This window comes from Pseudoxanthomonas japonensis (assembly GCF_010093445.1).
GTDB classification, from domain to species: domain Bacteria; phylum Pseudomonadota; class Gammaproteobacteria; order Xanthomonadales; family Xanthomonadaceae; genus Pseudoxanthomonas_A; species Pseudoxanthomonas_A japonensis.
In genome coordinates, this window is the sequence record NZ_PDWW01000010.1 from 1 (window position 1) to 26,907 (window position 26,907).

Genomic DNA, 26,907 nt, shown 5'->3' on the forward strand with positions numbered 1-26,907 from the left:
CTGTCGCGGGGGACAGTGGGGGGAAGTAGGGTCGTCGTCCATAGGGTGCACCCGGAGGCGCGCGGCGAGTTTAGCAAACGGTCGGCAGGCGGACGCGTGAAGCTGAACAAGACATTCGGCTAATGCGGGTGCCCCAGGGGCGGCTCCCGTCCCGCCGGACTGTCCGGAACAGTCATGAAGCGGTCATAATTCCGCTCCTGAAGCCGTCCATCCCGTGACGGTGGGACCGCCCGATGTTCTCCCTCCAGACGATCTTCGGCTCCGGCCAGCAGTTCTACACGCTGTTGGACGAGGCCGCCCAAGCCGCCCACGACAGCACCAAGGCCCTGCACACCATGATGAAGGCCACCGACCGCCAGCCGGCGCTCGATGCCTTCAAGCTGGCGCGCCTGCGCGAGCGTGCGGCCTCGGACAAGATCGGCAAGGCGCTGGTGGACAGCTTCATCACCCCGATCGAGCGCGAGGACATCGAGGCCCTGGGTTCGGCGCTGTACAAGATCCCCAAGCAGGTCGAGAAATTCGCCGACCGCTACTCGCTGGCCATCCAGCACCTGGATGGCATCGACTTCGCGCCGCGCGCGGCGATGCTGGAGCAGGCGGCCAGCGTGGTGGTCGAGATGGTCCACGAGATCAAGAAGATGAACATCGACCGCATGACCTCGCTCAACGAGAAGCTGCGCGCGATCGAGAACGAGGCCGACCGGCTGATGCTGGAGCTGTACCGCGACATCTACTCCGGTCGCCTGGACCACCTGCAGATGTTCCTGCTGAAGGAGTTCTTCGAGATCCTGGAAAAGGCCATCGACCGCTGCCGCGAAGCCGGCGTGGTGGCGTACCAGATCGTCCTCAAGAACAGCTGACGGGTCGCGCCCATGCTTACCCTCGTGCTGGTGGTGATCTTCGCCGCGCTCGTCTTCGAGTTCATCAACGGCTTCCACGACACCGCCAACTCCATCGCCACCGTGGTCGCTACCAAGGTGCTGTCGCCGGGCCAGGCGGTGATGCTGGCGGCGGTGATGAACCTGATCGGCGCGCTGACCGGCACCGCCGTGGCCAAGACGATCGCCTCCGGGCTGGTCGACACCAACGTGGTGCAGGTGACCTCGCAGGTGATCCTGTGCGCGCTGCTGGGCGGCATCATCTGGAACCTGATCACCTGGTGGAAGGGCCTGCCGTCGTCGTCGTCGCATGCACTGATCGGCGGCCTCTGCGGCGCCGCGCTGGCCGCCGCGCACAACGATTGGGGTGCGCTGATCTGGTCGCAGGCGGCCGGCGACTGGACGCAGAACAAGGGCATCCTGTGGAAGGTCGTGCTGCCGATGATCTCTTCGCCGGTGGCGGGCTTCGTGCTCGGCATCGTGGTGATGGTGCTGCTGTGGGGGCTGATCGTGCTGCTGTCGAAGCTGGGCGGCTGGCTGGGCCGTCTGGCGCGTCCGCACTTCGTCAACAAGTTCTTCGGCAAGGCGCAGATCCTGTCCGCTGCCTACATGGGCTATGCGCACGGCCACAACGATGCGCAGAAGACCATGGGCATCATCGCGCTGACGCTGTTCGGCGCCGAGGCCAGCGGTGCCTTGGACAGCCTGCCGAACTGGCTCGCGTTCCTGCATCCGGGCAGTGCTGGCGAGCAGGACATCGCCATGTGGATCGTCATCACGTGCGCCATCGTGATGGCGCTGGGTACCGCATCGGGCGGCTGGAAGATCATCAAGACGCTGGGCCACAAGATGGTGAAGCTGCATCCGATCAACGGCTTCGCGGCGGAAACCAGCTCGGCGACCATCCTGACCGTGGCCGCGCATTTCGGCATGCCGGTGTCGACCACGCACAGCATCTCCACCGCCATCATGGGCGTGGGCTTCGCCAAGAATCCGCGTGCGCTGAAGTTCGGCGTGATCGAACGTATCCTGTGGGCGTGGGTGCTGACGATCCCGGCGGCCGGTGGCATCGCCTACGGCCTGCTGCGGTTGCTGGAATCGATCGGCTGGGCGTGATGTCGCCCTGCATCCGTTGAAACAGAAAACGCCGGGCTTGCCCGGCGTTTTTTTGTTCCGACGCCGCGATGGCGGGCCCGGGCCCGCCCTACAGCAGATCGCCTTCAGCGGAGAGTGCGCGTTCCATGCTGTCGCCCAGGCCGCCGATCTCCAGCACCAGGCGGTCGACTTCGGCCGGGCTGAGGCTTTCGTACGGCCGGTTCTCGCACAGTTGCAGGTAGGGCACGCCGTCGAGTTCACCGATGGCCAGATAGCCGACGCTGCTCTGCCAGTTGAACTTCAGCGCGCGCTTGGCGTCGATGCCGGTCATCGGGGCGATCACCGTGCTCACGCGCAGGTAGCCGCGCTCGTCGTCGTTGCCGAGTTCGGACAGGTAGATCGTCTGGTGCCGCTTGCCGTTGCCCAGCGACAGTTCCACGCATGCAACGTAAGGGTCGTGCATGGTGACCTTGTAGCCGGAGGAATTCAGATGGCCGCGGACCTGTTCGAAGTTGTGCATGGGATGCTCCCCCTGTTGCCGTTGCCGCTATGCTAATCCCGCATGAGCGCCAAGTCTCCCGAAGACAGAATTCTTGCCGCAATCCGTGCGATACCGCACGGTCAGGTGGCCGGCTACGGCGAAGTCGCGCATCGCGCGGGCCTGCCGGGCCGCGCGCGCCTGACCGCGCGCATCCTCAGCCAGAATGACGATCCGGCGCTGCCGTGGCACCGCGTGCTGCGCTCCGATGGGCGCATCGCGTTTCCCGAAGGCTCGAAGGCGTTCCGCGAGCAGAGCCAGCGCCTGCGCGCGGAAGGCGTGAAGGTGGAGGGCGGACGCGTGAAGCGGCCGCGCAAGGCCGACGATCTGGATGCGGCACTGTGGGGGCCGGGCCCCCGTTAACGCGCGGCACGTATGATGTGGCGCGACCGTTCCGAGGATTGCCATGTTTCCCCGACTTCTCCCCGTCACCAGGACGTTGCTGATCGCGAACGTCGCGGTCTACCTGCTGCAGCTGTTGCTGGGCGACACACTGCTCGACTGGTTCGCCTTGTGGCCGGTGGGCCATGGCTTCCTGCCCTGGCAGTTGCTGACGTATGGCTTCCTGCACGACACCAGCGGTTTCGCGCACCTGGCCTTCAACATGCTGGCGCTGTGGATGTTCGGTTCGCCGCTCGAACAGACGTGGGGACAGAAACGCTTCCTCACCTTCTTCCTGGTGTGCATTGCCGGCGCCGGTCTGCTGCAGCTCGCCGTGGGCTGGTGGATGGTGTCCGCGGGTGCGCTGCCATACCCGACACTGGGCGCGTCGGGTGGCGTGTTCGGGCTGTTGCTGGGTTACGGCATGCTGTTTCCGAACAACCGCATGATCGTGTTTCCGCTGCCGATGGAGATCAAAGCGCGCACGCTGGTGATCTTCTACGCATTGCTTGCGCTGGTGCTGGGCTTTACCGGTCTGCAGCCGGGCGTCGCACACTTCGCGCATCTGGGTGGCATGGTGTTCGGCTGGCTGATGATCCGCTACTGGCGGGGCCAGCCACCGTTCGGCAGGGGCCCGCGCAAGCCGAAGCCGCCGCACCTGCGCTCGGTCAAATAATCGGCATCCAGGACGCAAAGAAAAACGGCGCGGAATCCCGCGCCGTTTTTTCATGCAGCGGATGTGGAGCTCAGCGCCAGATGCGCACCTGGTCCGCTTCCTTCGCCTGCATCGGCTGGCCGGCCTTGCAGCTGAACGCCTGCGCGAAGGCCGGCTGCTGGGTCAGCGGGCCGTTGGCGCGCCACTGGCCGGGGGCGTGCACGTCGACGGCGGCGCGCTGCGCGGCTTCGGTTTCCGACAGGTTCTGTGCCCACAACGTGGCCCAGGCCTTGTAGAACGACTGCTTCGCCGCGGCGTTCGCCTGCGGTTCGGCGGTGGCGAAGGCGTCCCATGCCAGTTCCACACCGGCGAGGTCGGCCAGATTCTCGTCGCGCGTCAGCGCACCGTTGACCTTGACGTTCTTCAGGTCGGGGAAGGCATACGCGTTGTACTGCGCGACGACCTTGTCGCCCAGCGCATTCCATGCGGCGACATCGGCGGGCGTCCACCAGTCGCGCAGCTGTCCCTTGGCGTCGACCATGCGGCCCTTCACGTCGAAGCCGCGGCTCAGCTCGTGGCCGACCAGTGCGCCGAACGCGCCGTACTGCACGGCGGCCGGCTGCTTCGCATCGAAGATCTCTTCCTGCAGCACGGCGGCGGTGACGATCAGGCGGTTCTGCGCCAGGTCGTAGGCGAGTGCAGGTTGCTGCGGCAGCACGTCCCAGCGGCGGTCGGCGTTGCCCTTGCCGATGCGCTTCATTTCCTCGCGGTGGCGCCAGGTCGACGCGATCAGGATATTGCCGCCGAAGCTGCCACGGCCCATCGGCTGCACGCTGTAGTCGAGGTCGCGCTTGGGCGTGCCGACTTCGATCTTCAGCTTGTCGAGCTTGGTCTTGGCTTCGGTCTTGGCGGCCTCGCTCAGCCAGGTCGTGCGCTCGATGCCGCGGCCCAGTGCGTCGCGCACCTGGCCGGCGATCTGCTCGGCGCGGCGCTTGTGGTCGGCGGGCACGTAGCGCTCGGCGTATTCCTTGCCGAGCATCGGGCCGGCGGCGAGGTTGATGGCGTCCAGCACCTGCCGCCAGCGCGGCGCCGGCGCGGTTTCGCCGCGCAACACGCGGCCGCGGAAATCGAATTCGGCATCGCGGAACGGCTTGGCCAGGTAAGGCGCCATCGCATCGCCCACGCGCCAGCGCAGGTAGGCCTTCCACTGGTCGGGCTTGAGCGTGCCGACCAGATTGTCCAGGCGCTTGAACAGCTCGGGATCGGCCATCGACACCGTGTCGTCGCTGACGCCCTGCGCCTTCAGGAAGGCGTCGAGCTGAAGGTTGCGGTATTGCTTGCCCAAGTCCCTGGTCGGCACCGGCGCGTAGTTGGCGAAGGGGCTGCGCAGGTCGACCAGCGGCTTGGACACTTGCGCCAGCCTGGTCTCCACGTCGATGACCAGCGCCGATTCGGCGTCCAGCTTCGCGGCCGGCGTGCCGGTCAGTGCGAGCACCTGCTTCACGTAGGTGCGATAGCGGCCCAGCAGCTCGCGCGTGTCGGCGTCGGTGCGGGTGTAGTAGGCCGGATCGGCCAGGCCCAGGCCGCCCTGCATGAAGTAGCCGATGTGGCGGTCCAGCGCCTGCAGGTCCACGTCGGGGCTGAAGTTGAAGGCCACCGGGATGCCGACCTGGTGCAGCGCGGCGATGGCCGGCGCGACGTCCTTCGGCTTCTTGATGGCGTTGATGCGATCCAGCAGCGGCGCGATCGGCTTGGAGCCGTCGGCTTCCACGGCGGCTTCGTCCAGGCCGCTGGCCCAGAAGTCGCCCAGCAGTTTCTGCACGTTGCCCTGCGGCGCCTGCATGGCGCTGTCGAGCAGGGCGCGCTGCTGGTCCAGCGTGCGCGCGCGGAAGGCACCCAAGACGCTGACGGCACCGGCTTCATTCGACGCGGGGTTCTTCTTCAGCCAGTCCGCATTGGTGGCCGTATAGAAGTCCGAGCACTGCGCACTGACCGCCGGGGCGGCGGGGGCGCGCTTCTTGCGTTGGGCTTCGGCATCCGGGGCGCCCAGGGCGATGACGAGGGCGAAGGCGATCAGGGTGGGGCGGCCGAGAGCGTGGCGCGGGCTGGGCATCGGGAACATCCGGAGTTCAGGGTCGGGCGATTCTAGCAAGGGAGCCGTTGCCGGCCCGCAGGATCGTGAACGGAACCCGGTGCCGCGTGGCGGCTTTTGCTGGCCTGCGTCACAGCTCGGCCAAGGGCCCGCGGAAAAGGAAAGGCCCGGACGTGCCGGGCCTTTCCAGTTCACGGCGTAACGCGCGGGATTACCAGATCACGACCTGCTGGTCGCCGCTGCGCACCATCGGATCGCCGGCCTTGCACGAGAACGCCGCGGCGAACGTGGGCAGGTTCGACGGCGCGCCGATGGCACGGAACTGTGCCGGGGCGTGTTCGTCGGTGGCGATGCGGTTCTTCAGCTCTTCCGGGGTGAAGTTGCGGCGCCACACGGTGGCCCAGTTGAGGAAGAAGCGCTGGTCGCGGGTCAGGCCGTCGGTCATCGGGTCGGGCGTATCGCCGGCGGCGGCCTTCATGGCGTCGTAGGCCGTCGCCAGGCCGCCGAGGTCGGCGATGTTCTCGCCCAGCGTGTGGTTGCCGTTGATCGCCTGGCCCGCGTCGGTGCGGTAGCCGTTGAACTGCGCCACCAGCTTGCCGGTCAGCGCCTTGAAGCCCTTGGCGTCGGCATCGCTCCACCAGTTCTCGAACTTGCCGGTGGCACCGAAGCGGCTGCCCTGGTCGTCGTAGCCGTGCGTCATCTCGTGGCCGATCACCGCGCCGATGCCGCCATAGTTCATTTCGTCGGTGGCGTTGGGGTCGAAGAACGGCGGCTGCAGGATGGCGGCCGGGAACACGATCTCGTTCTGCAGCGGGTTGTAGTACGCGTTGACCATCTGCGGCGGCATGCCCCATTCGGTGCGGTCGACCGGCTTGCCGATCTTGCCCAGGTTCCACTTGTAGTTGAACTCGGTGGCGGCCTGCACGTTGCCGAAGTAGCTGTCGCGACCGGTGGACAGGCCGGACCAGTCGCGCCACTTGTCGGGGTAGCCGATCTTGGTGGTGAACGCGGCCTGCTTCTCCATCGCCTTGGCCTTGGTGGCATCGCTCATCCACGCCAGGTTCTGGATACGCGCCTTCAGCGCGGTGCCCAGGTTGGCGACCAGCGTTTCCATCTTGGCCTTGGATTCCGGGGTAAAGGCGACCTTGACGTACATCTGGCCGAGCGCTTCGCCGCTCTGTTCCTCGATGGTGCCCAGCACGCGCTTCCAGCGCGGCTGGATTTCCTTCTGGCCGCGCAGCGTCTTGTTGTAGAAGTTGAAATTCTCGTTGGCGAACGCATCGCTCAGGTACGGCGCGGCGCCATCGATGGTGTGGAAGCGCAGGTAGGCGCGCCATGCGGCGGCATCGGTGTCGCCCAGCATCTTGCTGACTTCCTGGTGGAAGGCGGGTACGGCCAGCGAGAATTTCTCCTGCGGCGCGACGCCCTGCGATTCGAAGAACTTCGTCCACGAGAAGTTCGGCGTCAGCTTGTCGGCATCGGCCAGAGTCACCGGGTTGTAGTAGATCGACACGTCGCGGGACATCTCCTCGCGCGACTTGGACGCCTTCGCCAGGCGCGTCTCGAACGCCATGATGTCGCCGGCCTGCTTCTTCGCGTCGTCGGCGGTCACGCCCGACAGTTCCAGCACCTTGGCCATGTGCGCCACGTAGGCGTCGCGGATGTCCTTCTTGTCGGCGTCGAAGTAGAAGTTCTTGTCCGGCAGGCCCAGGCCGCCCTGGAAGGCGTAGGCCATGTTGGTGTCAGGCTTCTGGAAGTCGGCTTCGGCGCCGAAGCCGAACAGGAACGCCTGGCCCTTCGCCGCGCTGCTGTTGAGGTAGGCCACGATGGCGTCCTTGTCCTGCAGGCCGTCGATGGCTTTCAGTTCGGGCACGATCGGCTCGATACCCTGCGCGTTGGCCTTGGCCTCGTCCATGCCGGTGGCCCACAGGTCGCCGACGATCTTCTCCACGCCGGTGGCATCGGCGTGCGCGGCGGCCTGTTCGGCCAGCTGCTTCTGGACGGCGGTGGAGCGCTCGGCCAGCATCTCGAACGCGCCCCAGCTGGTGCGGTCGCTGGGGATGGCGTTGGCGGCCAGCCACTTGCCGTTGGCATAGCCGGCAAAGTCGGTGCACGCGTTCTTGGTGGTGTCGAGGTCGGCGAGCTGGAAGCGGTTCACGCCCGGCAGGCTGCTTTCGTCCAGCTTCAGCTCCAGCGCGGCGGGCGCTTTGGCGGCGGTATCGGCGGCAGGCGCGGCCTCTTCCTTCTTGGCGCAGGCGGCCAGCGCGGCGGCCACGGCGACGGACAGCATCAGGATCTGGGGTTTGCGGGCAATCACGATCAACTCCGGCCCTGGGCAGGGCAATGAAAAAAGGAACCCCCGGGAGGGGGCGTGGCGGCGACTCTACGCCTGTCACATGAAGGGCAGGTGTGTCGAAGGTCATGCCCTCGGGGGGCGTCAGCGGCCATACTGGGCGCCACGGCAAGGAGGGGTGCCATGCAGGTCCATTTCCACGGCGCGGCGGGCGAAGTCACCGGTTCGATGCATCTCGTCGAGGCTGCGGGCAAACGCATCCTGCTGGACTGCGGGCTGATCCAGGGCAGCCGGGAGGCCGAGGCGCGCAACGCCGAACCGTTCCCGTTCGACCCGGCCACGCTCGACGCGGTGGTGCTGAGCCACGCGCACATCGACCACATCGGGCGGCTGCCGCTGCTGGTCAAGCGCGGATTCCGCGGCCCGATCCATACGCAGGGTGCCAGCGCCGAGCTGCTGCCGATCATGCTGCTGGACGCGGCCTCGCTGTCGGAATCGGAGGCCGAGCGCGCCAACCGCCATCGCCGCCGCGGCGAGCCCGACGCGCAGCCGCTGTTCTCCGAGGAGGACGTGCACGCCGCGATGAAGCAGGTGCGTCCGCTGCCCTACGACGAGCGCACGACGATCCTGCCCGGCGTGGACATCGCGCTGCGCGATGCCGGCCATATCCTCGGCTCGGCCATCGTCGAACTGTGGGCCGACGGCCGCAAACTGGTGTTCTCCGGCGACCTGGGGCCGAAGGGCACGCCGATCCTGCGCGATCCGACCGTGGTGAAGCAGGCCGACCTGCTGCTGATGGAATCGACCTACGGTGACCGCAACCACCGCGACCGGCCGGAGACGATCCGCGAGCTGGGCGCGATCTTCGAGCATGCCTGGCGCGACCGCGGCAACGTGCTGATCCCGGCCTTCGCGGTCGGCCGCACGCAGGAACTGCTGTACTGGTTCGCCCGCAACTGGGACGCGTGGAAGCTGTCGCGCTGGCGGATCTTCCTGGACAGCCCGATGGCGGCGAAGGTCATCGGCGTCTATGCACGGCACCATGGCCTGTTCGACGAGGATGCACGCCGCGTCTGGGCGCAGTCGCCCAACCCGTTTCGCCTGCCCAACCTGCACGTCGCGGAGACCGTCCAGCAGTCGATGGCGATCAACCAGATCGAGAACGGCGCCATCGTCATCGCCGGCTCCGGCATGGCCAACGGCGGACGCATCCAGCACCACCTGCGCTACAACCTGGGTCGGCGCAACGCGCATGTCGTGTTCGTCGGCTACCAGGCCGAGGGCACGCTGGGCCGGCGGCTGGTGGATGGCGCGAAATGGGTGCGCATCCACGGCCGCGACTACCGGGTCAACGCGCAGCGGCACACCGTCGGCGGACTGTCCGCGCATACCGACCAGCAGGGCCTGCTGGCCTGGTACGGCAACTTCCAGCCCGCGCCACCGCTGGTGCTGGTGCATGGCGAAGACCGGGCGCGCGAGGCGCTGGCGGGCGAGATCGGGGAGCGCCACGGCGTGCCGGTGGAGCTCGCGCGGCCGGGGATGGTCGTCGATGTTTGAACGGGATTGCGTGCGTCAGGTGCGCTGGACGGGCGAGCCGACCGGCTCGTGTTCGCCGGTGTGGCTGAAGCTGCGGTTGCGGCCGGCCTGCTTGGCGCGGTAGAGCGCGGCGTCGGCACGGTCGAAGACGTCTTCCGGTCCGGCGTCGTCGCCGCTCACGTAGGTGTGGATGCCGACACTGGCCGTGAAGGGCGGCGGTGCGCCGGCGTTCGCGCCGTGCGGCTTGCGCCCGTGGTTGGCGAGGTCCACGTGGATGGTGGTCGCGATGGTCGCGGCCGCCTGCGCCGAGGTTTCCGGGAGCAGGACGGCGAATTCGTCGCCACCCAGGCGGGCGACCAGGTCGCGCGGGCGCCGTGCGCGGCTGCGCAGGATGCGGCCGAGCGCTTTCAATGCACCGTCGCCCGCGGCATGGCCCTGGGTATCGTTGAGCTGCTTGAAGTGGTCGATGTCCATCACCAGCAGCGACAGCGGTTGGCCGGTGCGGCGTGCGATACGCAGTTCGTGGTCCAGTGCGTGGTCGAAGCGGTTGCGGTTGGCCAGTCCGGTGAGCGCGTCCGACTGTGCCTGGTGGTGGGTGCGTCGAAGCAGCCGGTACACCCACAGCGATGCGCCGAGCGCGAGCACCAGCAAGGCCGGCACCGGCGAGAACCATGCATGCCCGTAACGCAGCAACAGCACCGAGAGCACCAGCGTGCCGACCATCGTCAGCACCGTCGGGCGCCAGATGCGGCGCAGGCCGGGCAGCAGCGACAGCAGCAGCGGGAGTGCGGCGAGCAGCGCGGCGAGCACGGCCTGCCAGCCTTCGGACATCGGCGTGATGGCGGCGCGCTTCAGCAGCATGTTGAGCAGGTTGGCCTGGTAGTCGGTGCCGCTCATGCTGGCGGTCGGGGATTGCCCCGGGGCGCGCGCCAGCGGTCCCATGCCGGTGGCGCTGACGCCCACGATGATCCAGTTGCCCCGCAGCAGCGATGCGGGAATACGCTGGTTGAGGACGTCGGTGTACGACACGTGGCGGAAGGCGTTGGGCGGTGAGGCGAACGGCACCAGCACCTCGTAGTCGCGCACCCATTCGTAGGGGGAGGCCGTTTCCAGGCCGGTGGCCGCCAGGCGGCGGCCCGGCAGGTGCCCGCCAGCACCCGCGGGTTGGTCCAGTTGCAGCAGCGCCAGCGCCAGTGCCGGCCAGTGCGGCGAGCCGAGGCCGGCACGCAGGTAGGCGCTGCGCGCCACGCCATCGTCGTCCAGCGCCATTTCGGCATGCCCCAGCGAGGCGGCCGACGCGGCGAACTCGGGGATGGGCATCAGCTCCACGGTGGAACTGTTGAGCTGGACGGGTTCCGCCAGCACCGGCAGCACGACCCGGCCGCTGCGGCTGATCGCGCGCGCCAGCAGCGCATCCCCTTCCGGATCGAACAGTGCGGGCTCCGACAGCAGGACGTTGAACGCGATGCCTTTCACTTCGGTCAGGCGCAGCCGGTCCACCAGTTGCGCATGCGTGCGGCGCGACCATGGCCAGCGGCCGAGTTCGGCCAGGCTCTTCTGGTCGACGTCGATCACCACGATGCCGGGATCCGGATCCGGCGACGCGCCCAGCACCAGCCGGTCGTAGATCCAGGCGTCTAGCGGAGCCGTCAGGCCCGACAGCGTCACCAGGATCGCGAGTGCGGCCGCGCCCACCGCCGTCAGCAGGCGGGGTTTCCACTTCGGCTTTTGCGCGGCTGTGCTCACAGGGCCAGCAGTATGAGCAATGCGCCGGCCCCGGCGCCAATCCGGCACCAGCGACAGGGGATCTCGATCACCTGCGGGGCCGGGAAAGACCCTTCGAAGCCATCCAGGTCGATGGTCTGGGCGCGCAGGTACCAGGTGCCGGCGCGCAACCGGGGCAGGGTGATCTGGGCATCGTCGACCACTTCGTCGACCTGCGGCGCACTGAAGTCGGGCGTACGCGACATCTGGAAGCGATAGCGCTGGCCGGGCTGACCCGCCGGCCAGCGGAACGTCACGTCACGGGTGCTGCCCGAGGCGGCGGCCGAACCGTCGATCTCGGTGACTTCCGCCAGCGGGCGCACGGTGAACGCCACGCGGTCGCCGAACGGGCCGGCCTTGCCGGCGGCGTCCACGCTGCGGATGCGCCAGTGGTAGTCGCCCGGGGGCAATGGTTCGTGCAGGAGGGCGGCGGTCGCGCCGTCGACGCGTGCCTGGGCGATGGTGCCTGCGGCGTCTGCCGTCACTTCGTATTCGTACGCCGTCGCGCCGGGCGCCTGCGTCCAGCTCAGCGCGACCTCGGGCGTGCGCACGACGCTCGTGGCTGCGGGCGCGATGGAATACGGCGGCGCGGGCTGGTCGTCGATCCGGAGCTCGGTGACGGCGTCGCGTCCCTCGAGTCCGCTGGCGGCGATCGCGCGAACGCGCACGAAGTACTGGCCGGCTTCCAGCGCAGGCAGGACATAGCGGGGGGCGTCGCTCTCCGCGTCCACGCGCAGGCTGTCGAAGGCGCGTCGCGCGCTCACCTGGATGCGGTACCGGGCCGCACCTTCCACCGCGGGCCAGGCCAGGTCGGGAGTGGCCGTCTGCGACAGCGCTGCGATGCGCGACAGGTCGGGCGCGGGCAGCAGCCGGACGGGCGAGACGGCCGACTGTCCTGCCGCCACCACCGCGCCGAACCCGGGCCGCAGCAGCGCGCCGCGCTGGTGGGCTGCGTTCACCGCCACGCGGCCTTCCAGTACTTCGGTCTGCGAGTGGGCCTCGCCCGCTTCGACGCGGAACCTGGTCCCGCGGACCGCGGACGATGCGGTGGGTGTGTCGACGATGAAATTGGCGGCCGGTCCGTTCAGGCGGCGCACGTCGTTGCCGATCCTGCCGCGCTGCAGGCGCAGGCGGGTATCGGCCATGCCGGAGCGGCCGAAACGGGTCAACCGGTCGAGCAGGAGTTCGCTGTCGCCGAGCAGCAGCAGGCGCGAGCCATCGGCGAACTGCAGACTGAGCGAGGCCTCCGGCGAGGTCTTCAGGCGCGCGCCGCTGGCCAGCGACATGCCCGGGGTCACCGGCGCATCGCGGCCCGTGGCGGAACGTGCGGTGGCGTCACCCTGGAGGGCGATGACCCTGGCGCTGGCAGGCTGACGGTCCAGCCACTGCAGCGGAATGCGCAGGCTGCTGCCGGGCGGAAGCTGGTAGGGATTGGCGATGCCGTTGTGCTCCTGCAGCCGCTGCCAGGGAATCGACGGCTTGAGGTAGGTGCCGGTCACGTCCCACAGGGTGTCGCCGGGACGCACGCGGTAGACCCATTCCTGCGCCTGGGCCGACCACGAGGCCAGCCACAGCAGCACCAGGCCCCATCCCAGCCATCCTCTTCCCTGGAGTGCCCGCCTTTGCATCGCCAGCTCCCGCCTCGCCCGTCAGAAATGTTGAACTGGTCACAATTATAAGCGGGTCTGATGACATTCCTGTCCGGTGGCGGGCCGATTTTCCGTCACCTCACACCGGGCCGTAGGCGTGCTTACGGTCGCGCGTCCCATAGTCCGGCGATGCGCCGCGCGAGGGCATAGGGCTCCGGCGCATCGCGGTTGCTCAGCACGATCACGGTCACCCGCTGGGCCGGGAACCGTAGCAGCACGTTGCGGAAGCCGATGCTCTCGCCTGAGTGCCACTGCATGCCGCCCTGCAGGCGCCAGCCGAAGCCGTAATGCGCCACGTCGGGCTCGGGCGTCGCCGTGGCGGGCGCGAAGGCCAGCGCGCGCGAGGTTGCCGACAGCAGGCGGTCGTCGTACAGCGCCGCATCCCAGCGCGCCAGGTCCTCAAGCGAGGAATAGATGCCGCCGTCGCCGAGCACCGCGCTGGTCGTGCTCTGGTCGGTGCGCTGCCAGTGGCCTTCGACCCGGCTGTAACCGTAGGCGCGATCCGTCACCGCCGGACCGTCGTCTTCACGCGCGCGCGTCGCGGTCATGCCAAGCGGGGTGAAGATCCGCTCCTGCAGGAACGTCGCATAGCGCTGGCCGGAGGCGCGTTCCACCACCAGCGCCAGCAGCGCATAGCCGCTGTTGCTGTAGCGGTAGTCGCTGCCGGCGGGGAAATACAGGCGATCTTCGTGTTCGAGCAGGCGCAGGACGTCGGCGTCGTGCACTTGTCGCGTCTGCTCCGCCGGCACCAGGTCTTCGTAGTCGACCAGGCCCGACGTGTGGCTGAGCAGGTGACGCAGCGTGATGCCATCCGCGGCGGCCGGCAACGAAGGCAGCCAGCGCTTCACCGGGTCGTCGACCGACAGCGCGCCATCTTCCGCGAGCAGCAGCAGGCTGGCGGCGGTGAACTGCTTGCTGACCGATGCCAGCCGATAGTTGGTCGTCGACGATGCGACGACGCCGGCTTCGAGATCGGCCAGGCCGTAGCTGCGCTGGAACACCGGCGCGCCATCCCTCAGCACCAGCACCGAGGCGCCGGGCACGCGACCGGTGTAGTCACGCATCCACGCATCGATGATGGACTCGCGCGTCGCGGCGCTTGCGTCGCCTGTCGTCATCAGCAGGACTCCCAGTAGCCAGATCGCTTTCATCGTGGTCTCCCGATGCCGGTGCCAGCCTGACGCAGCGCGTCAGTCGATCGCAGCCTCGGCGCGCAGTTGCCGTTCCCGTTCGTCGCCCAGGTAGCGGCGAATCCCATGGCGCATCAGGTACAGCAGCGGGATCAGCGCGACCGCGGCCAGCATCTTGTAGGCGTAGTTGACCGTGCTGACCGCCAGGAACAGCGAGGTCGGCCACTTCTGCGGGCCGAGCACGAACGCGATGTAGATCACCACGAAGCTGTCCACCAGTTGCGAGATCGCCGTCGAGCCGGTCGCCCGCAGCCACACCCAGCGTTCGCCGGTGGCGTTGCGGATGCGGTGGAACACCGAGACGTCGATCAGCTGGCCGACGAGGAACGCCACCACGGAACCGGCAATGGTCCACATACCCTGGCCGAAGATCGCGGCGAACGCTTTCTGGTAGTCCGGCACACCCTGCGCCTGTGCCGCTTCCACCCACCAGCCGGCCGGCGCTAGCGCGATGGCGGCGAACGCGAACAGGAAGCCGTAGACGATCAGCGCGACCGCCAGCCACGAAATGAAACGCACGCCGCGCTTGCCGAAGAACTCGTTGATGGTGTCGGTCAGGACGAAGACGAACGGCCACAGCAGCGTGCCGGCGGTGAAGCTGAGCGAGCCGGACTGGCCGAACAGGTTCCATTCCAGCGGCGCGATGCCGAGCGTGTCTTCCAGCGCGAAGATTTTGACGCCAATGAACTCGGCCAGCACCGCGTTGGCGCAGAACACCGCCGCCAGCACGATGAAGAGGCGCACCGCGCGGTCGTCCAGCGTGCGCGGCGCGTCCATCGGTCAGCGATCTCCCGCGCGGGTAAAGGGCATCGTCTCCGGCGCGACGGCACCGCCGGAAATGATGAAGCTCATCGCCTGGTCCACGGTCCAGTCGGTCGGCGTGAGCAGTTCGACGGGGACGATTTCCAGATAGCCCGAGGTCGGGTTGGGCGTGGTGGGCACGTAGACCGCGGCCAGTTCGCGCCCGCTGCCTTCCTCGCGGATCACCCGCGTCACCAGGCCAACCGATTTCATGTCCCGGTGCGGGAAATCGATCAGCACCACGCGCTGCGTACTGCCCGGTTTGGTTTCCAGCATGTCCAGCAGTTTGCGCGCGCTGGTGTAGATGACGTTCGCCAGCGGCACACGCGCGATCAGCGTTTCGAACCAGCGCAGCAGCCGCTGGCCGACCACGCGTCGCGTCAGCGCGCCAACGGCGACGATGACGAACAGCGTGGCGACCATGGCGATGGTGTTCTGCACCCACAGGCCGTTGAACCAGCCCAGCGACTGCGGGAATGTCGCCGCGATCTGGTGTGACAGCGGTTCCACCCATGGTTTGCTGATGTCGGACAGCAGCACGAACACGAACTTGATGACGACCCAGGTCAGCCAGATCGGCAGCAGGGTCAGCAGGCCGGTGATGAAGAGTTTCTGCACCGAGGGACGGTGCGCGGGATGGTCGGGGGGCATGGCGACATTGTAGGCCGCCGCGCAGCCCCGGCTATATAGTCGTCGGCAGGACGCTGTTGCAGGGGGAATGGAATGGGTGGTTTCTTCAGGTGGTCCGGATTGGTCGTGTTCGGCACGGTGGTGATCGCGGTGTCCCTGTACACCGTCAGCCGGCTGATGCCGATCCCGGCGGAGGATGCCGAGGCGCTTGCGCTGATCGAGGCGCCCCGGCCGATGGAAGGCCGTAACGGGTTTGCGGCGCTGTGGTCATTGCGGCACGACGTGCCGGTGGCGGAGGCCGAGCGCCTGCTGGCCGAAGACATCATTCGCTTCCAGACGTCGCCCCCGTGGACCGTCGACCGTGGGGTGCCCCCGTCGCCCTATCGTTCTGTGTTGGAGGCCTACCCGCTGCTCGATGCGGAGGCCGACAGCGACATACTGTGCCGCCTCGGTGAGGGCGGTTGCCTGCGGCATGTCCGCGAGCGGTTGGATACCCTCGCGCCCATCATGGCCTCCCACGCTGCGCTTGAAGAGCGCGTCGCTGCGCTGGATGCGTACGACTACTTCCGCAGTCCGTTCCCGGCAAGGCCGGATACGCCACTGCCGGCGTACCAGCCCCTGCTATCGGTGCAGACATCGTATGCCTACGCATTCGCGCGGGGCGATCATGAGGCGGGCCTGCGCGGTGTCTGCCGAAGCGGATCGATCGCGCGCAAGCTGGTGGCCAGCGGCGACAACCTAATCGGCGGCGTGATCGGAACATCGCTGATGGACGCATCGCTGCGGCTGTTCGTGGAAATGCTGGCGGAACTCCCTGCCGATCACCCGCTGCCGGAGGCGTGCGAGGACGCCTTCAGGCCGGATGGTGCGATGGTAGCGGGCATCTGTCCCACCATGACTGGCGAGGGAAAGTACATCGACGGAGGCTTGCGTGCACAGAACGGAGCCGAACAGCCGTGGCATCGTAGGCTCATGACGGGCCTCTTCCTCGACCAGCGCAAGACGATGGCGAAGGGAGCGCGTCGTCATGCATGGTTCTGCGGCGCGCAGGCGGATGTGCTCATCCGGGCGGATACTCCGCTCGGCAAGCATGCACCATTGTCAGGAGGATGGACGTTCTCGTGCGTTGCGAATGCAGCCGGCTGCTTGCTTGAGAACATCGCCGCGCCGTCGCTGGCGGGCTATGCGGAACGGTTCCAGGACGCGGAGGCGGAGCTGCGTGCCGTCGCGGCCTGGCGGGCGCTGCGCGAGCACGGCGCAGATGCGCGTCCGCTGGCGGAGCGTCTCGACGAGTGGCAACGCGCGCATCCGGGTGGCCGCAGGATCCGAGTCGGCGGGAGTTCCTATGTCTTGGTGATCGACCTGTTCAACGGTAGGCAGAGCCGCGTGTTCTCGCTGCTCCTGCCTGCCGACGGGAAAGCAGTACCGGCCCCGTGATCAGCGCGGCCGGCGTGCTTCCGGCTTCAACCGCACGTAGATCTGTTTCCGCACGCGGGCGACCACTTCGTTCTGGGCGTTGAACACGTCGGCCGGCAGCCAGCGCAGGTGCTTCTCGCCGTTGGCGGCGTCGGCGCGGATCTCCTCAAGCACGCGCTCGTCCAGGCGGAATTCCGCATGCAGCGTGCCCTTGCCGGGCTTCACGAACTCGATCTCGGCGGCCTTGTCCCAGACGTAGTAGTCGCCGCCCAGGCGTTCCTTGGCCAGGATCATCCAGAACGGGTCGGTCATGGCGAACAGGCTGCCGCCGAAATGGGTGCCGACGTAGTTGCGGTTCCAGGGACGCATGCGCAGCTCGACGCGCGCGAAGCTCCAGTCGGCGGCCATCTCGGTGACGTGGATGCCGCTGAGCAGGAAGGGCGGCCACACGTTGAAGATGTGCCGCAGGGTGCCGGGTTTCATGCAGGACTGCTTCGTTCGGAGGTGACGGACGGGTATTCGACGATCAGAACAGCAGGGAGGACATCTTCCTGCGGTACTGGCTGACCAGTGCCTCATCCTCGATCACCCGGAAGGCATCGATCAGGCTCTTGCGCGCCAGGCCGTCCTCGAACGTGCGGTCGCGCTTGAGTATCTCGAGGAACTGTTCCAGCGCGGCCTCGGAATCGCCGGCGACCAGTGCATGCACGCCCAGCAGGTGGCGGGCGCGCAGGTCGTCCGCGTTCGCGGCGACGGCGGCGCGCAGGGCGTCCGACGCCGGCGCGTCCTTGAGGGCGGCCGCGAAGCCCAGGCGCGCGCGTGCCTTGACCGCGCGGTCGTCGGTGGCGAGGTTGGCGGGCAGGGCATCGAGCAGGCGCTCGGCCTCGGCGGCCTCACCGGTCTTCAGCAGGGCAAGGACCAGGTCGAGTTTCAGTTCGTCCTTGTCCGGTTCGGCGGCAACGGCCTCGCGCAGGGCGGCGACCTGCTGCTGGGGATCCAGCGGAATTTCTTCGGCCTGCGCCTCTGCCGCTTCCGCCGGCTGCACGCCGTGCGACGCGAGGAACTCGCGCAGCTGGCCTTCCGGCAATGCGCCGGGGAAGCCGTCGACGATCTGTCCGTCCTTGACCAGAAAGACGGTGGGGACCGAACGGATCTGGAAGGCGGCGGCGATCTGCTGTTCCTTGTCCACGTCGACCTTGGCCAGCAGGAACGCGCCGTTGTAGTCGCCGGCCAGCTTCTCGAGGATCGGTCCCAGCGTCTTGCACGGTCCGCACCAGGTCGCCCAGAAGTCGACCAGTACCGGCACCTCCAGCGACTTGCGCAGGACCTCGGTTTCGAAGGTCTCGGTGGTGGCATCGAACACGTGGGGCAGATCGCTCATCGGGTCACTCTTGGCGGTGGGGCGTGGCGGTCAGATGGTGCCGGGGGCGGCAGGATACAAGGAAATGTAAAAAACGTTTGACATCGGATCGCCAGAATGTAATGTATGTATTACATATTGTCTGGCAGGAGTTACGTCAATGCGGTTGCAGCACGTGAAATGGTGGCTCCTGCTGGTCGGCGCGATGCTGGCGTTCTGGGCACTGCTGGCCGGACCGGACGTCCTGTTCGGGGTGGACCTGGGCAAGTGGGGTACGGCCCTGCTGGTGACGGTGGCCTGGGTATCGATGTTCGCGGTCTCGCAGGCGCCGCCCGGCGAGGCGGAGCGCGGCCTGTCGCCGGGCGAGTGGAAGGCGTGGGTCGGCGTGGCCTTCATGCTCGCGGCGACCGGGTACTTCCTGGCCAAGGCGCATGTCTTCGCCGAGGGTCCCGTCGCAGACAACGATGGCGCCCGGGCGGTGGGGCGCAACCTGGTGTTGCTGCTGGTCGCCTGGAGCGTGCTCCTCGGTGTGCTGGGCGCGCGCTGGAAGGGACGCGTGCAGGAGGACGAGCGTGACCGCGAGATCGAGAAGCAGGCTGCGGGCTGGGGACGTGGCGGGCTGATGTTCGTCGTGATCGGACTGGCGGTGATGCTGGCGTTCTCGCCGGCCGACCGGCTCGCCTGGGCCACCCATTTCATGATCGCCAACCTGCTGGTGTTCGCGCTGATGTGGGGTTGGCTGTGCGAGTACGCGGCGACGGCGGTGATGTATTGGCGCGATCGCCAATGACCGGCACCCCGATCGCCAACGACATCCGTCGCCTGCGCTTCGAGCGCGGTGAGATGACCCAGCAGGCGTTGGCCGATGCCTGCGGTGTCACGCGGCAGACCATCATCGCGCTGGAGGCGGGCCGCTATGCGCCGTCGCTGGAACTGGCGTTCCGCATCGCGCGGGCGTTCGGCGTGGGGATCGATGAGGTGTTCCGATGGGAGGGCGAATGAGCGGTGCAGTCAGGTGGAGCGGGTTGGCAGCGGCGATCGTGTTCGTTGCGGCATTGCTCGGTTTCGGCCTCGCGCTGCCGGGTTACTCGCAGATCGCGCATCCGGTGGCCGTCCTCGGAGCGATGGGCGTGCCGCATGCGCTCGGCTTCAATCTGCTGGGCTTCGTCCTTCCCGGCGCACTGGCGGCAACGGCGGCGATGGGCTTGCGGCGGCGCCTGCCAGACGATGCGGGTTGGCCGCTTCGCGTCGGTGCGCAACTGGTGCTGCTGTCCGCCCTGGGGTTCGCCGCCATGGGATTGCTGCCGCTGGATCCTGGAGACCTGGACAACCCGGCCAGCAGCCTGCACGCCACGGCATGGATGCTGTGGTGGGTCGCGTTCGTACCGGGCGCGCTGCTGGTCGCGCTGGGTCTGAGGGGGCGGCCGGCGTGGCGAACGCTCAGATGGGCCAGTGCCGTGGCGGCCGTGCTGGTGCTGTTTGTCGCACTGCTGGCGGTGGAGCTGATGCCGGCGGGTGTCGCGCAGCGGTTCGGCTACGCAGCGTGGCTCGGCTGGCTGTGCATCGCTTCACGCAATCCGCGTGCGTAGAGCGGAGCTTGCTCCGCTGCACGTGTATACGTTAGCGCCGACGAGCTCAGGGAGCCGCCGAGCAAGCTCGGCGCTACGGTCGGAAGGCGCGCGCCATTCGCTGCGCGGGCGCGCTGCGGCGCGTTCGTCATCGCGTCATTGGGCGGGCGTGTCGAGGCGCGGGGTTCGATACACCGTGCCGTCCTTCATCACAAAGTCGACCTTCAGCACCGCGTTGATGTCCGCCACCGGATCGCCCGGGACCGCCACGATGTCCGCACGCTTGCCGACCTCGATCACGCCCTGGTCGTCCACCCCGAGCACTTCCGCGGCGCGGATGGTCGCGGCCTGCAGCGCGACGTTGGCCGGAATGCCGGCTTCGACCATATAGAGGAACTCGCGCGCGTTGTCCCCGTGCGGGCCCACGCCCATGTCGGTGCCGAAGGCGATCTTCACGCCGTTGCGGTACGCCTTGCCGGCGGTCTCCTGGATCAGTGCACCGATGCGCTGGGCCTTCGGACGCACCACGGGCGGGAAGTAACCGTCGATCTTGGCCTTCTCCGCCACGAAGCGGCCCGCGTAGATCGTCGGCACGTACCAGGTGCCATGCTGCTTCATCAGCCGCATGATTTCGTCGTCCATGTAGGTGCCGTGCTCGATGCTGGTCACGCCGCCGACGATGGCGCGGCGCATGCCTTCCTTGCCGTGCGCGTGCGCGGCCACACGGAAGCCGTAATCCCGCGCGGTGTCGACGACGGCCTTGACCTCGTCGACCACGAACTGCGGCGCATCGCCGGACTTGGCATAGCTCAGCACGCCGCCGGTCGCGGTGATCTTGATGACGTCGCTGCCGTCCTTGTAGCGCTGGCGCACCGCCTGGCGGGCTTCTTCCGGCGAGTTGATCACGCCATCGGTCGGACCCGGCGGGCCGAGCAGGTGCGACAGCCGGTCGTTGAAGCCGTTGGTGGGATCGGCATGACCGCCGGTGGTCGCGATCGACTTGCCGGCGGCGAAGATGCGCGGCCCCTTCACCAGTCCCTGGCTGACCGCGTCGCGCAGGTGCGGCGCCACTTCGCCGCCCAGGTCGCGCACGCTGGTGAAACCGGCCATCAGCGTCTTTTCGGCATAGCCCACCGAGCGGAAGGCGTAGTCCACCGGATCCAGGCGGAAGCCCTCGGAATAGCTCTGCGGGCTGGACTCGCTGCCCAGGTGCACGTGCAGGTCGGTCCAGCCGGGCGTGCAGGTGTGGTCGGCCAGGACGATGGATTCGGCATCGGCCAGCTTGGCGCGGCCAGGAATGACCTCGGCGATCCTGCCGTCCCGCACCAGCACGGTGTGCTCGCCGAGCACCTTGCCGCTGCGGGCTTCGAACAGCCGGTCGCAGTGCACGGCGAGGGTCGACGGCGCGGCGGTCTGAGCGGCAGCGGGCAGGCCCATGGAGGCCAGGGCGAGGGCGAGCAAGGTCTTGGTCATCTGGAATCCCCGGTTTCGACCCGTCCATGCTACCCGTTGGCGTGGCGGGCCATGGTGCGCTGCGGTACCCTTGGCCGCTTTGCCGTCGCCGTCGCCGCACACCGCCATGTCCATTGCCGCCGAACCCGCTTCCTACGACCCCAAAGCCGTCGAATCCCAGGCCCAGTCCTTCTGGGAGGCCCGGCGCGCCTTCGAGGTCGATGAGCAGTCGGACAAGCCCAAGTTCTATTGCCTGTCGATGCTGCCGTATCCGTCCGGTGCGCTGCACATGGGCCACGTGCGCAATTACACCATCGGCGACGTGATCAGCCGCTACAAGCGCATGACCGGGCACAACGTGCTGCAGCCGATGGGCTGGGACGCCTTCGGCCTGCCGGCCGAGAACGCCGCGATCAAGAACAGGACCGCGCCGGCCAAGTGGACCTACGCCAACATCGAGCACATGCGCAGCCAGCTGAAGTCGCTGGGTTACGCGATCGACTGGTCGCGCGAGTTCGCCACCTGCCGCCCCGAGTACTACGTGCATGAGCAGCGCATGTTCACCCGCCTGCTGCGCAAGGGCCTGGCCTACCGCAAGAACTCGGTGGTGAACTGGGACCCGGTCGACCAGACCGTGCTGGCCAACGAGCAGGTCATCGACGGCCGCGGCTGGCGCAGCGGCGCGCTGGTCGAGAAGCGCGAGATCCCGCAGTGGTTCCTGCGCATCACCGATTACGCGCAGGAACTGCTGGACGGCCTGGACGACCTGCCGGGCTGGCCCGATGCGGTCAAGACCATGCAGCGCAACTGGATCGGCCGTTCGGAAGGTCTGGAAATCCAGTTCGCCGTCGAAGGCCACGAGCCGCTGACGGTGTTCACCACGCGTCCCGACACGTTGATGGGTGTGACTTTCGTGTCGATCGCCGGTGAGCATCCGCTGGCGCTGAAGGCGGCAGCATCGAATCCGGCACTTGCCACATTCCTCGAGGAGCTGAAGCACGGTGGCGTGTCCGAGGCGGAACTGGAGACCCAGGAAAAGCGCGGCATGGACACCGGCCTGCGCGCCATCCATCCGATCACCGGCGACAAGGTGCCGGTGTGGGTCGCCAACTTCGTGTTGATGGGCTACGGCACCGGCGCGGTGATGGCGGTGCCCGGCCACGACCAGCGCGACTTCGAGTTCGCCAGCAAGTACGCGCTGCCGATCCAGCAGGTCATCGCGCTGAAGGCGCCGAAGCACGACGACGAGAAGACCTACGACGCCACTACGTGGCGCGACTGGTACGGCGACAAGACGCGCGATGACCTGGAACTGGTCAATTCCGGCGAATTCGACGGGCTGGACTACCGCGGTGCCTTCGAGGCACTGGCCGAGCGTTTCGAGCGCAAGGGCCAGGGCCAGCGCCGGGTCAACTACCGCCTGCGCGACTGGGGCGTCAGCCGCCAGCGTTACTGGGGCTGCCCGATTCCCGTCATCTACTGCAACGCCTGCGGCGCGGTGCCGGTGCCGGATTCCGACCTGCCCGTCGTGCTGCCGGAGAACGTCACCCTGGACGGCGTGAAGTCGCCGATCAAGGCCGATCCCGAGTGGCGCAAGACCAAGTGCCCGCAGTGCGGCGCCGCCGCCGAGCGCGAGACCGACACGTTCGACACCTTCATGGAGTCGAGCTGGTACTACGCGCGCTACACCTCGCCGGGCGCGAAGGACATGGTCGACAAGCGCGGCAACTACTGGCTGCCGGTCGACCAGTACATCGGCGGCATCGAGCACGCGATCCTGCACCTGATGTACTTCCGCTTCTATCACAAGCTGCTGCGCGACGCGCGCATGGTGGACAGCGACGAGCCGGCGACCAACCTGCTGACGCAGGGCATGGTGATTGCGGAAACCTTCTACCGCGACAATGCCGATGGTTCGAAGGACTGGATCAATCCGGTCGACGTCGAGATCCAGCGCGACGACAAGGCGCGCGTGGTCGGCGCCACGCTGAAGGCCGACGGGCAGCCGGTGAAGATCGGCCCGGTCGAGAAGATGTCGAAGTCGAAGAACAACGGCGTCGATCCGCAGTCGATGGTCGACAAGTTCGGTGCCGACACGGTGCGCCTGTTTTCGATGTTCGCCGCGCCGCCCGAGCAGTCGCTGGAATGGAACGAGGCCGGTGTCGAAGGCATGGCGCGCTTCCTGCGCCGCCTGTGGACGCAGGTGCAGAAGCATGTCGCCGACGGTGCTGCGCAGGCGCTGGACGTTGCGGCGCTGACGGCGGACCAGAAGGCCGTACGCCGCAAGACGCACGAGACCATCGACAAGGTCGGCAACGACTACGGCAAGCGCCACAGCTTCAACACCGCCATCGCGGCGGTGATGGAACTGTCCAACCTGCTGGGCAAGTTCGACGATGCGTCCCCGCAGGGCCGTGCCGTGCGCCAGGAAGCGCTGGAAGCGGCGGTGCTGCTGCTCAATCCCATCACGCCGCATGCCAGCCATGCCTTGTGGCAGGCGCTGGGCCATGAGGAAACGCTGATCGAGGACGTGGCCTTCCCGCAGGTCGACACCGAGGCGCTGGTGCGCGATTCGGTGACGCTGGCGGTGCAGGTCAACGGCAAGCTGCGCGGCACCATCGAGGTGTCGGCGGATGCTGCGCGCGACCAGGTGGAGGCGCTGGCCAAGGCCGAACCCAACACCGCCAAGTTCCTCGAGGGCCTGGCGATCCGCAAGGTGATCGTGGTGCCCGGCAAGATCGTCAACATCGTGGCGGGATGAGGAGCCGGGGCTTCTTGCCCCGGTGTTCACCTGCGGTCGGGCTACGCTCTTGCCGCCCATGACCGCCTCGTCCAGACTTCGCCCATGATCCGATTCCGCCTGCCTATCCTCGTCCTCGCCTTGGCCCTGCTGGCCGGATGCGGGTTCCACCTGCGCAACAAGATCGCGCTGCCGGCCGACCTGGGCCCGGTCCGGGTCACTTCATCGTCCAACTCCTACAGTGCGCTGGTGACGAGCCTGTCGCGCGGTCTGCAGGCCGCGGGCGGTACGCTGGCGGCCCAGATCGGCGATGAAGGAGCCGTTGCGGCATCTGGTACACGGGTCGCGACGCTGCGTGTCGTGTCCGAGCGCTGGGGCGATCTGCCGATCGCCGTGGACCAGTTCGGTCGCTCGCAGGAGTACACCCTGCGATACGCGGTGGTGTTCGTCTTCAAGCACGCGGACGGCACCGATCTGGTGCCGCAGCAGGTCGTGGAGCTGTCGCGCGACTACGTGTCGCAGCCCGACAACGCCACCGGTACGACCACCGAACGGGAAGTACTCGCCGACGAGCTGCGCCGCGAGATGGCCGCCTCGATCCTGCGCCGCATCGACGGTGTGGTGCGTTCGGGGCAGGTGAACGCGGCGCCCTGATGGAGCTCAAGCCGGAACAGCTGGCGGCGCGCGGCACGTCCGAGCCGCTGCTGCCGGTCTACCTGATCGCGGGGCCGGAGACGTTGCGCGTGCTCGAGGCCGCGGACGCGGTGCGCGCCCATGCGCGTGCGCAAGGGATCGGCGAGCGCGAAGTCTTCGATGCCGACGGACGCGATTTCGACTGGGGGCAGCTGGAGGCGAGCTTCAACGCGCCCAGCCTGTTCAGCGCACAGCGACTGGTGGAAGTACGCCTGCCGGGCGGCAAGCCGGGCAAGGAGGGCGCGGAGGTGATCAGCGCGTTCTGCGCCAACCCGCCGCCCGACGTGGTGCTGCTGATCACCGCTGGCGAGTGGGGCAAGGCCTACCAGGGCAAGTGGAGTGACGCGATCACCCGGGTCGGCGTGCTGGCGGTGGCGTGGGCCATCAAGCCGCACGAACTGCCGGGCTGGATCGAGAGCCGGCTGCGCAGCAAGGGCCTGCGCGCCGATCGCGATGCGGTGCAACTGCTGGCGGACCGTGTCGAGGGCAACCTGCTTGCTGCGGCGCAGGAAATCGACAAGCTGGCGTTGCTCAGCGACGGCCAGACGCTGGATGTCGACCGCATGGAGTCGCTGGTCGCCAATGCGGCGCGCTACGACGTGTTCCGCCTGACCGACGCGGTATTGGCGGGGCAGGGCGCACAGGTGTCGCGCATCCTCGCCGGCCTGCGTGCCGAGGGCGACGTGGTCGCTGGCCTGATGCCGATGATCGTCAAGGAACTGCTGCGCACGGCGACGCTGGCGCGCGTGCAGGCCAACGGCGGCAATGTCGCCGCGGAAATGAAGTCGCAGGGCATCTGGGAAGCCAAGCAGGCGCCGTTCAAGCGCGCGCTGCAGCGTCACGCCGCGCCGGCGCGCTGGGACCGCTTCGTCGCCGAAGCATCGAAGATCGACCGGACCGCCAAGGGCCGGGGCGACGGCGATGCCTGGGTCGGACTGGAACGGCTGCTGCTGGCCATCGCGGACGCGAAGGCCGTGCGCCTGCTGGTCGCCTGACCGGGCGATGCTGCATCTCGTCTACGGCGGCACGTTCGACCCCGTCCACAATGGGCATCTGGCCATCGCGCGCGCTGCGCACGAGGCGTTCGGCGTTCCCGTCAGCCTGATGCCGGCAGCCGACCCACCACACCGCGCAGCGCCAGGCGCCACGGCCGCGCAGCGTGCGCATCTGCTCGATATCGCGGTAAGGAACGAGCCCGACCTTCGCGTGGACCGACGCGAGCTGGCGCGCGCCGCGCGCGATCCGGCCGGTCGCTCGTACACGGTCGATACGCTGCGGGAACTGCGTGGAGAACTCGGCGGAGCGGTCCCGATCGCCCTGCTGATCGGCGCCGACAGCCTGCTGGGGCTGCCGACCTGGCGCTCATGGGCGACCCTGTTCGACCTGGCGCACTTCATCGTCGCCGATCGGCCGGGCGGCGGCCTCGAGGACGGCCTCGCGCCCGACCTGAGCGCCAGGCTGGAGGGTCGCTGGACCGATCGGGCCGAAGACCTCCAACTGGCCCCCGCCGGCCGCGTATTCCGGCTGAACCAGCCCCTCCAGCCGGAGTCGGCCACCGAGATCCGTCGCCGCATCGCCGCCGGCGAGGCGTGGCGCCATCTGGTCCCTCGAGCGGTCGCGGACGCGATCGCCGACGAAAGGCTCTACGTCTCACGGGCCGCCGACGCCGGTCCGCTATAATCGCGGCCGAGTTCCAGGAGCCACCAAGCCTTTGTCCAGCCAAGCCCACGTCATCAAGACCCGTCTCCCCAGCCCGCCCCCGGCCCTGCCGGACCTGCTTGCCACCGTGCACGCCGCGGTGCAGGAGCTGAAAGCCAAGGACGTCGTCGAGATCGACGTGCGTGGCAAGTCCAGCGTCGCCGACTACCTGGTGATCGCCTCGGGCACCTCCACCCGGCACGTGAAGTCGATCGCCGACGAAGTGGTGAGGTTCGCGAAGAAGCTCGACGTGATGCCGTTGGGCGTGGAGGGCGAGCGCGAAGCCGAATGGGTACTGGTGGACCTGGGCGATGTCATCGTCCACGTCATGCTGCCGCGCGTGCGCGAGTTCTATGCGCTGGAACGGCTGTGGACCGTCGGCGACCAGCCGCCGGAAGACGTCGAGACGGCCGACGAATCGCGCCTCTGACGCAGGCTTGTTGTTCGATACGACGGCGCTCTCGTGGCGCCGTTGTCG

The 26,907-nt window shown here is 68.0% G+C and carries 25 protein-coding genes; 14 read left to right on the forward strand and 11 right to left on the reverse strand.

Annotated features, from left to right (window positions below; translation table 11 throughout):
- Positions 1-233 precede the first annotated feature (233 nt).
- Entirely contained in the window at positions 234-860 is a 627-nt protein-coding gene (locus CSC78_RS08855) for a DUF47 domain-containing protein (protein ID WP_056878267.1), read from the forward strand.
- A 12-nt stretch (positions 861-872) separates the two neighbouring features.
- Positions 873-1,994, forward strand: a complete 1,122-nt coding sequence (locus CSC78_RS08860; RefSeq protein ID WP_162337555.1) for an inorganic phosphate transporter — start codon at positions 873-875, stop codon at positions 1,992-1,994.
- Positions 1,995-2,082: 88 nt separating this feature from the next.
- Here CSC78_RS08860 and CSC78_RS08865 read toward each other — a convergent pair whose 3' ends face one another.
- Positions 2,083-2,493 carry a hypothetical protein gene (locus tag CSC78_RS08865; protein ID WP_162337556.1) on the reverse strand — a complete coding sequence of 137 codons (411 nt, stop codon included), beginning with the start codon at positions 2,491-2,493 and terminating at the stop codon, positions 2,083-2,085.
- A gap of 42 nt (positions 2,494-2,535) precedes the next feature.
- On the opposite strand from CSC78_RS08865, the gene CSC78_RS08870 reads away from it, so the two are divergent.
- Together CSC78_RS08870 and CSC78_RS08875 are read left to right on the forward strand one after the other, a co-directional pair.
- Positions 2,536-2,874, forward strand: a complete 339-nt coding sequence (locus CSC78_RS08870; RefSeq protein WP_162337557.1) for an MGMT family protein — start codon at positions 2,536-2,538, stop codon at positions 2,872-2,874.
- Between the two features lie 43 nt (positions 2,875-2,917).
- A complete protein-coding gene (locus CSC78_RS08875; protein ID WP_162337558.1) occupies positions 2,918-3,568 on the forward strand; it encodes a rhomboid family intramembrane serine protease in 651 nt (216 codons plus the stop codon).
- Between the two features lie 70 nt (positions 3,569-3,638).
- Here the strand turns inward: CSC78_RS08875 and CSC78_RS08880 are convergent, their stop codons facing one another.
- Positions 3,639-5,660, reverse strand: a complete 2,022-nt coding sequence (locus CSC78_RS08880) for a M13 family metallopeptidase (protein ID WP_162337559.1) — start codon at positions 5,658-5,660, stop codon at positions 3,639-3,641.
- Positions 5,661-5,850: 190 nt separating this feature from the next.
- Positions 5,851-7,932 carry a M13 family metallopeptidase gene (locus CSC78_RS08885; RefSeq protein ID WP_162337642.1) on the reverse strand — a complete coding sequence of 694 codons (2,082 nt, stop codon included), beginning with the start codon at positions 7,930-7,932 and terminating at the stop codon, positions 5,851-5,853.
- 183 nt (positions 7,933-8,115) lie between these two features.
- Between CSC78_RS08885 and CSC78_RS08890 the strand changes: the two genes are divergently transcribed.
- Entirely contained in the window at positions 8,116-9,489 is a 1,374-nt protein-coding gene (locus tag CSC78_RS08890) for an MBL fold metallo-hydrolase RNA specificity domain-containing protein (protein WP_162337560.1), read from the forward strand.
- Positions 9,490-9,504: 15 nt separating this feature from the next.
- Here CSC78_RS08890 and CSC78_RS08895 read toward each other — a convergent pair whose 3' ends face one another.
- The 5 genes from CSC78_RS08895 to CSC78_RS08915 form a co-directional block, all read right to left on the reverse strand.
- Positions 9,505-11,214 carry a CHASE2 domain-containing protein gene (locus CSC78_RS08895; protein WP_162337561.1) on the reverse strand — a complete coding sequence of 570 codons (1,710 nt, stop codon included), beginning with the start codon at positions 11,212-11,214 and terminating at the stop codon, positions 9,505-9,507.
- Positions 11,211-12,860 (reverse strand): FecR domain-containing protein, encoded by a 1,650-nt coding sequence (locus CSC78_RS08900; protein ID WP_162337562.1) that lies wholly within the window; start codon positions 12,858-12,860, stop codon positions 11,211-11,213. The genes CSC78_RS08895 and CSC78_RS08900 overlap by 4 nt, the downstream gene beginning before the upstream one ends.
- A 122-nt stretch (positions 12,861-12,982) precedes the next feature.
- Positions 12,983-14,032, reverse strand: coding sequence for a serine hydrolase domain-containing protein (locus CSC78_RS08905; RefSeq protein WP_162337563.1), 1,050 nt, complete (start codon positions 14,030-14,032; stop codon positions 12,983-12,985).
- A gap of 39 nt (positions 14,033-14,071) precedes the next feature.
- A complete protein-coding gene (locus CSC78_RS08910) occupies positions 14,072-14,848 on the reverse strand; it encodes a queuosine precursor transporter (RefSeq protein WP_162337564.1) in 777 nt (258 codons plus the stop codon).
- 3 nt (positions 14,849-14,851) lie between these two features.
- Positions 14,852-15,523, reverse strand: coding sequence for a DUF502 domain-containing protein (locus CSC78_RS08915; RefSeq protein WP_162337565.1), 672 nt, complete (start codon positions 15,521-15,523; stop codon positions 14,852-14,854).
- A 72-nt stretch (positions 15,524-15,595) separates the two neighbouring features.
- Between CSC78_RS08915 and CSC78_RS08920 the strand changes: the two genes are divergently transcribed.
- Entirely contained in the window at positions 15,596-16,939 is a 1,344-nt protein-coding gene (locus CSC78_RS08920) for a hypothetical protein (protein ID WP_162337566.1), read from the forward strand.
- Here the strand turns inward: CSC78_RS08920 and CSC78_RS08925 are convergent, their stop codons facing one another.
- Positions 16,940-17,401, reverse strand: coding sequence for a DUF4442 domain-containing protein (locus CSC78_RS08925; RefSeq protein ID WP_162337567.1), 462 nt, complete (start codon positions 17,399-17,401; stop codon positions 16,940-16,942). It abuts the gene before it with no gap.
- Between the two features lie 43 nt (positions 17,402-17,444).
- Entirely contained in the window at positions 17,445-18,299 is an 855-nt protein-coding gene (gene trxA / locus CSC78_RS08930; RefSeq protein ID WP_162337568.1) for a thioredoxin, read from the reverse strand.
- A gap of 154 nt (positions 18,300-18,453) precedes the next feature.
- Here trxA and CSC78_RS08935 point away from each other — a divergent pair, with 154 nt between their 5' ends.
- The 3 genes from CSC78_RS08935 to CSC78_RS08945 are packed head-to-tail and all read left to right on the forward strand — an operon-like array spanning position 18,454 to position 19,867.
- A complete protein-coding gene (locus tag CSC78_RS08935; protein WP_162337569.1) occupies positions 18,454-19,068 on the forward strand; it encodes a hypothetical protein in 615 nt (204 codons plus the stop codon).
- On the forward strand, positions 19,065-19,280 hold the full coding sequence (locus CSC78_RS08940) for a helix-turn-helix transcriptional regulator (protein ID WP_162337570.1): 216 nt from the start codon (positions 19,065-19,067) through the stop codon (positions 19,278-19,280). Before CSC78_RS08935 ends, CSC78_RS08940 begins: the two co-directional genes overlap by 4 nt.
- Positions 19,277-19,867: a DUF998 domain-containing protein gene (locus CSC78_RS08945; protein WP_162337571.1), complete on the forward strand. Its 591-nt coding sequence runs from the start codon at positions 19,277-19,279 to the stop codon at positions 19,865-19,867. The genes CSC78_RS08940 and CSC78_RS08945 overlap by 4 nt, the downstream gene beginning before the upstream one ends.
- A 135-nt stretch (positions 19,868-20,002) precedes the next feature.
- On the opposite strand, the gene CSC78_RS08950 is transcribed toward CSC78_RS08945, so the two are convergent.
- Entirely contained in the window at positions 20,003-21,319 is a 1,317-nt protein-coding gene (locus tag CSC78_RS08950; RefSeq protein ID WP_162337572.1) for a metal-dependent hydrolase family protein, read from the reverse strand.
- Positions 21,320-21,425: 106 nt separating this feature from the next.
- On the opposite strand from CSC78_RS08950, the gene leuS reads away from it, so the two are divergent.
- From leuS to rsfS, 5 genes are all read left to right on the forward strand, one after another.
- Complete coding sequence (leuS, locus tag CSC78_RS08955; protein WP_162337573.1) at positions 21,426-24,059, forward strand: leucine--tRNA ligase; 2,634 nt, start codon at positions 21,426-21,428, stop codon at positions 24,057-24,059.
- An 84-nt stretch (positions 24,060-24,143) separates the two neighbouring features.
- Positions 24,144-24,692 carry an LPS-assembly lipoprotein LptE gene (locus tag CSC78_RS08960; protein WP_162337574.1) on the forward strand — a complete coding sequence of 183 codons (549 nt, stop codon included), beginning with the start codon at positions 24,144-24,146 and terminating at the stop codon, positions 24,690-24,692.
- The gene (gene holA / locus CSC78_RS08965) at positions 24,692-25,726 is read left to right on the forward strand and encodes a DNA polymerase III subunit delta (RefSeq protein WP_162337575.1); all 1,035 of its coding nucleotides are present in this window, start codon (positions 24,692-24,694) and stop codon (positions 25,724-25,726) included. The genes CSC78_RS08960 and holA overlap by 1 nt, the downstream gene beginning before the upstream one ends.
- Before the next feature lie 7 nt (positions 25,727-25,733).
- Positions 25,734-26,411: a nicotinate-nucleotide adenylyltransferase gene (gene nadD / locus CSC78_RS08970; RefSeq protein WP_162337576.1), complete on the forward strand. Its 678-nt coding sequence runs from the start codon at positions 25,734-25,736 to the stop codon at positions 26,409-26,411.
- 31 nt (positions 26,412-26,442) lie between these two features.
- Positions 26,443-26,859, forward strand: coding sequence for a ribosome silencing factor (gene rsfS / locus CSC78_RS08975; RefSeq protein WP_055935896.1), 417 nt, complete (start codon positions 26,443-26,445; stop codon positions 26,857-26,859).
- The last annotated feature ends 48 nt before the right edge of the window (positions 26,860-26,907 follow it).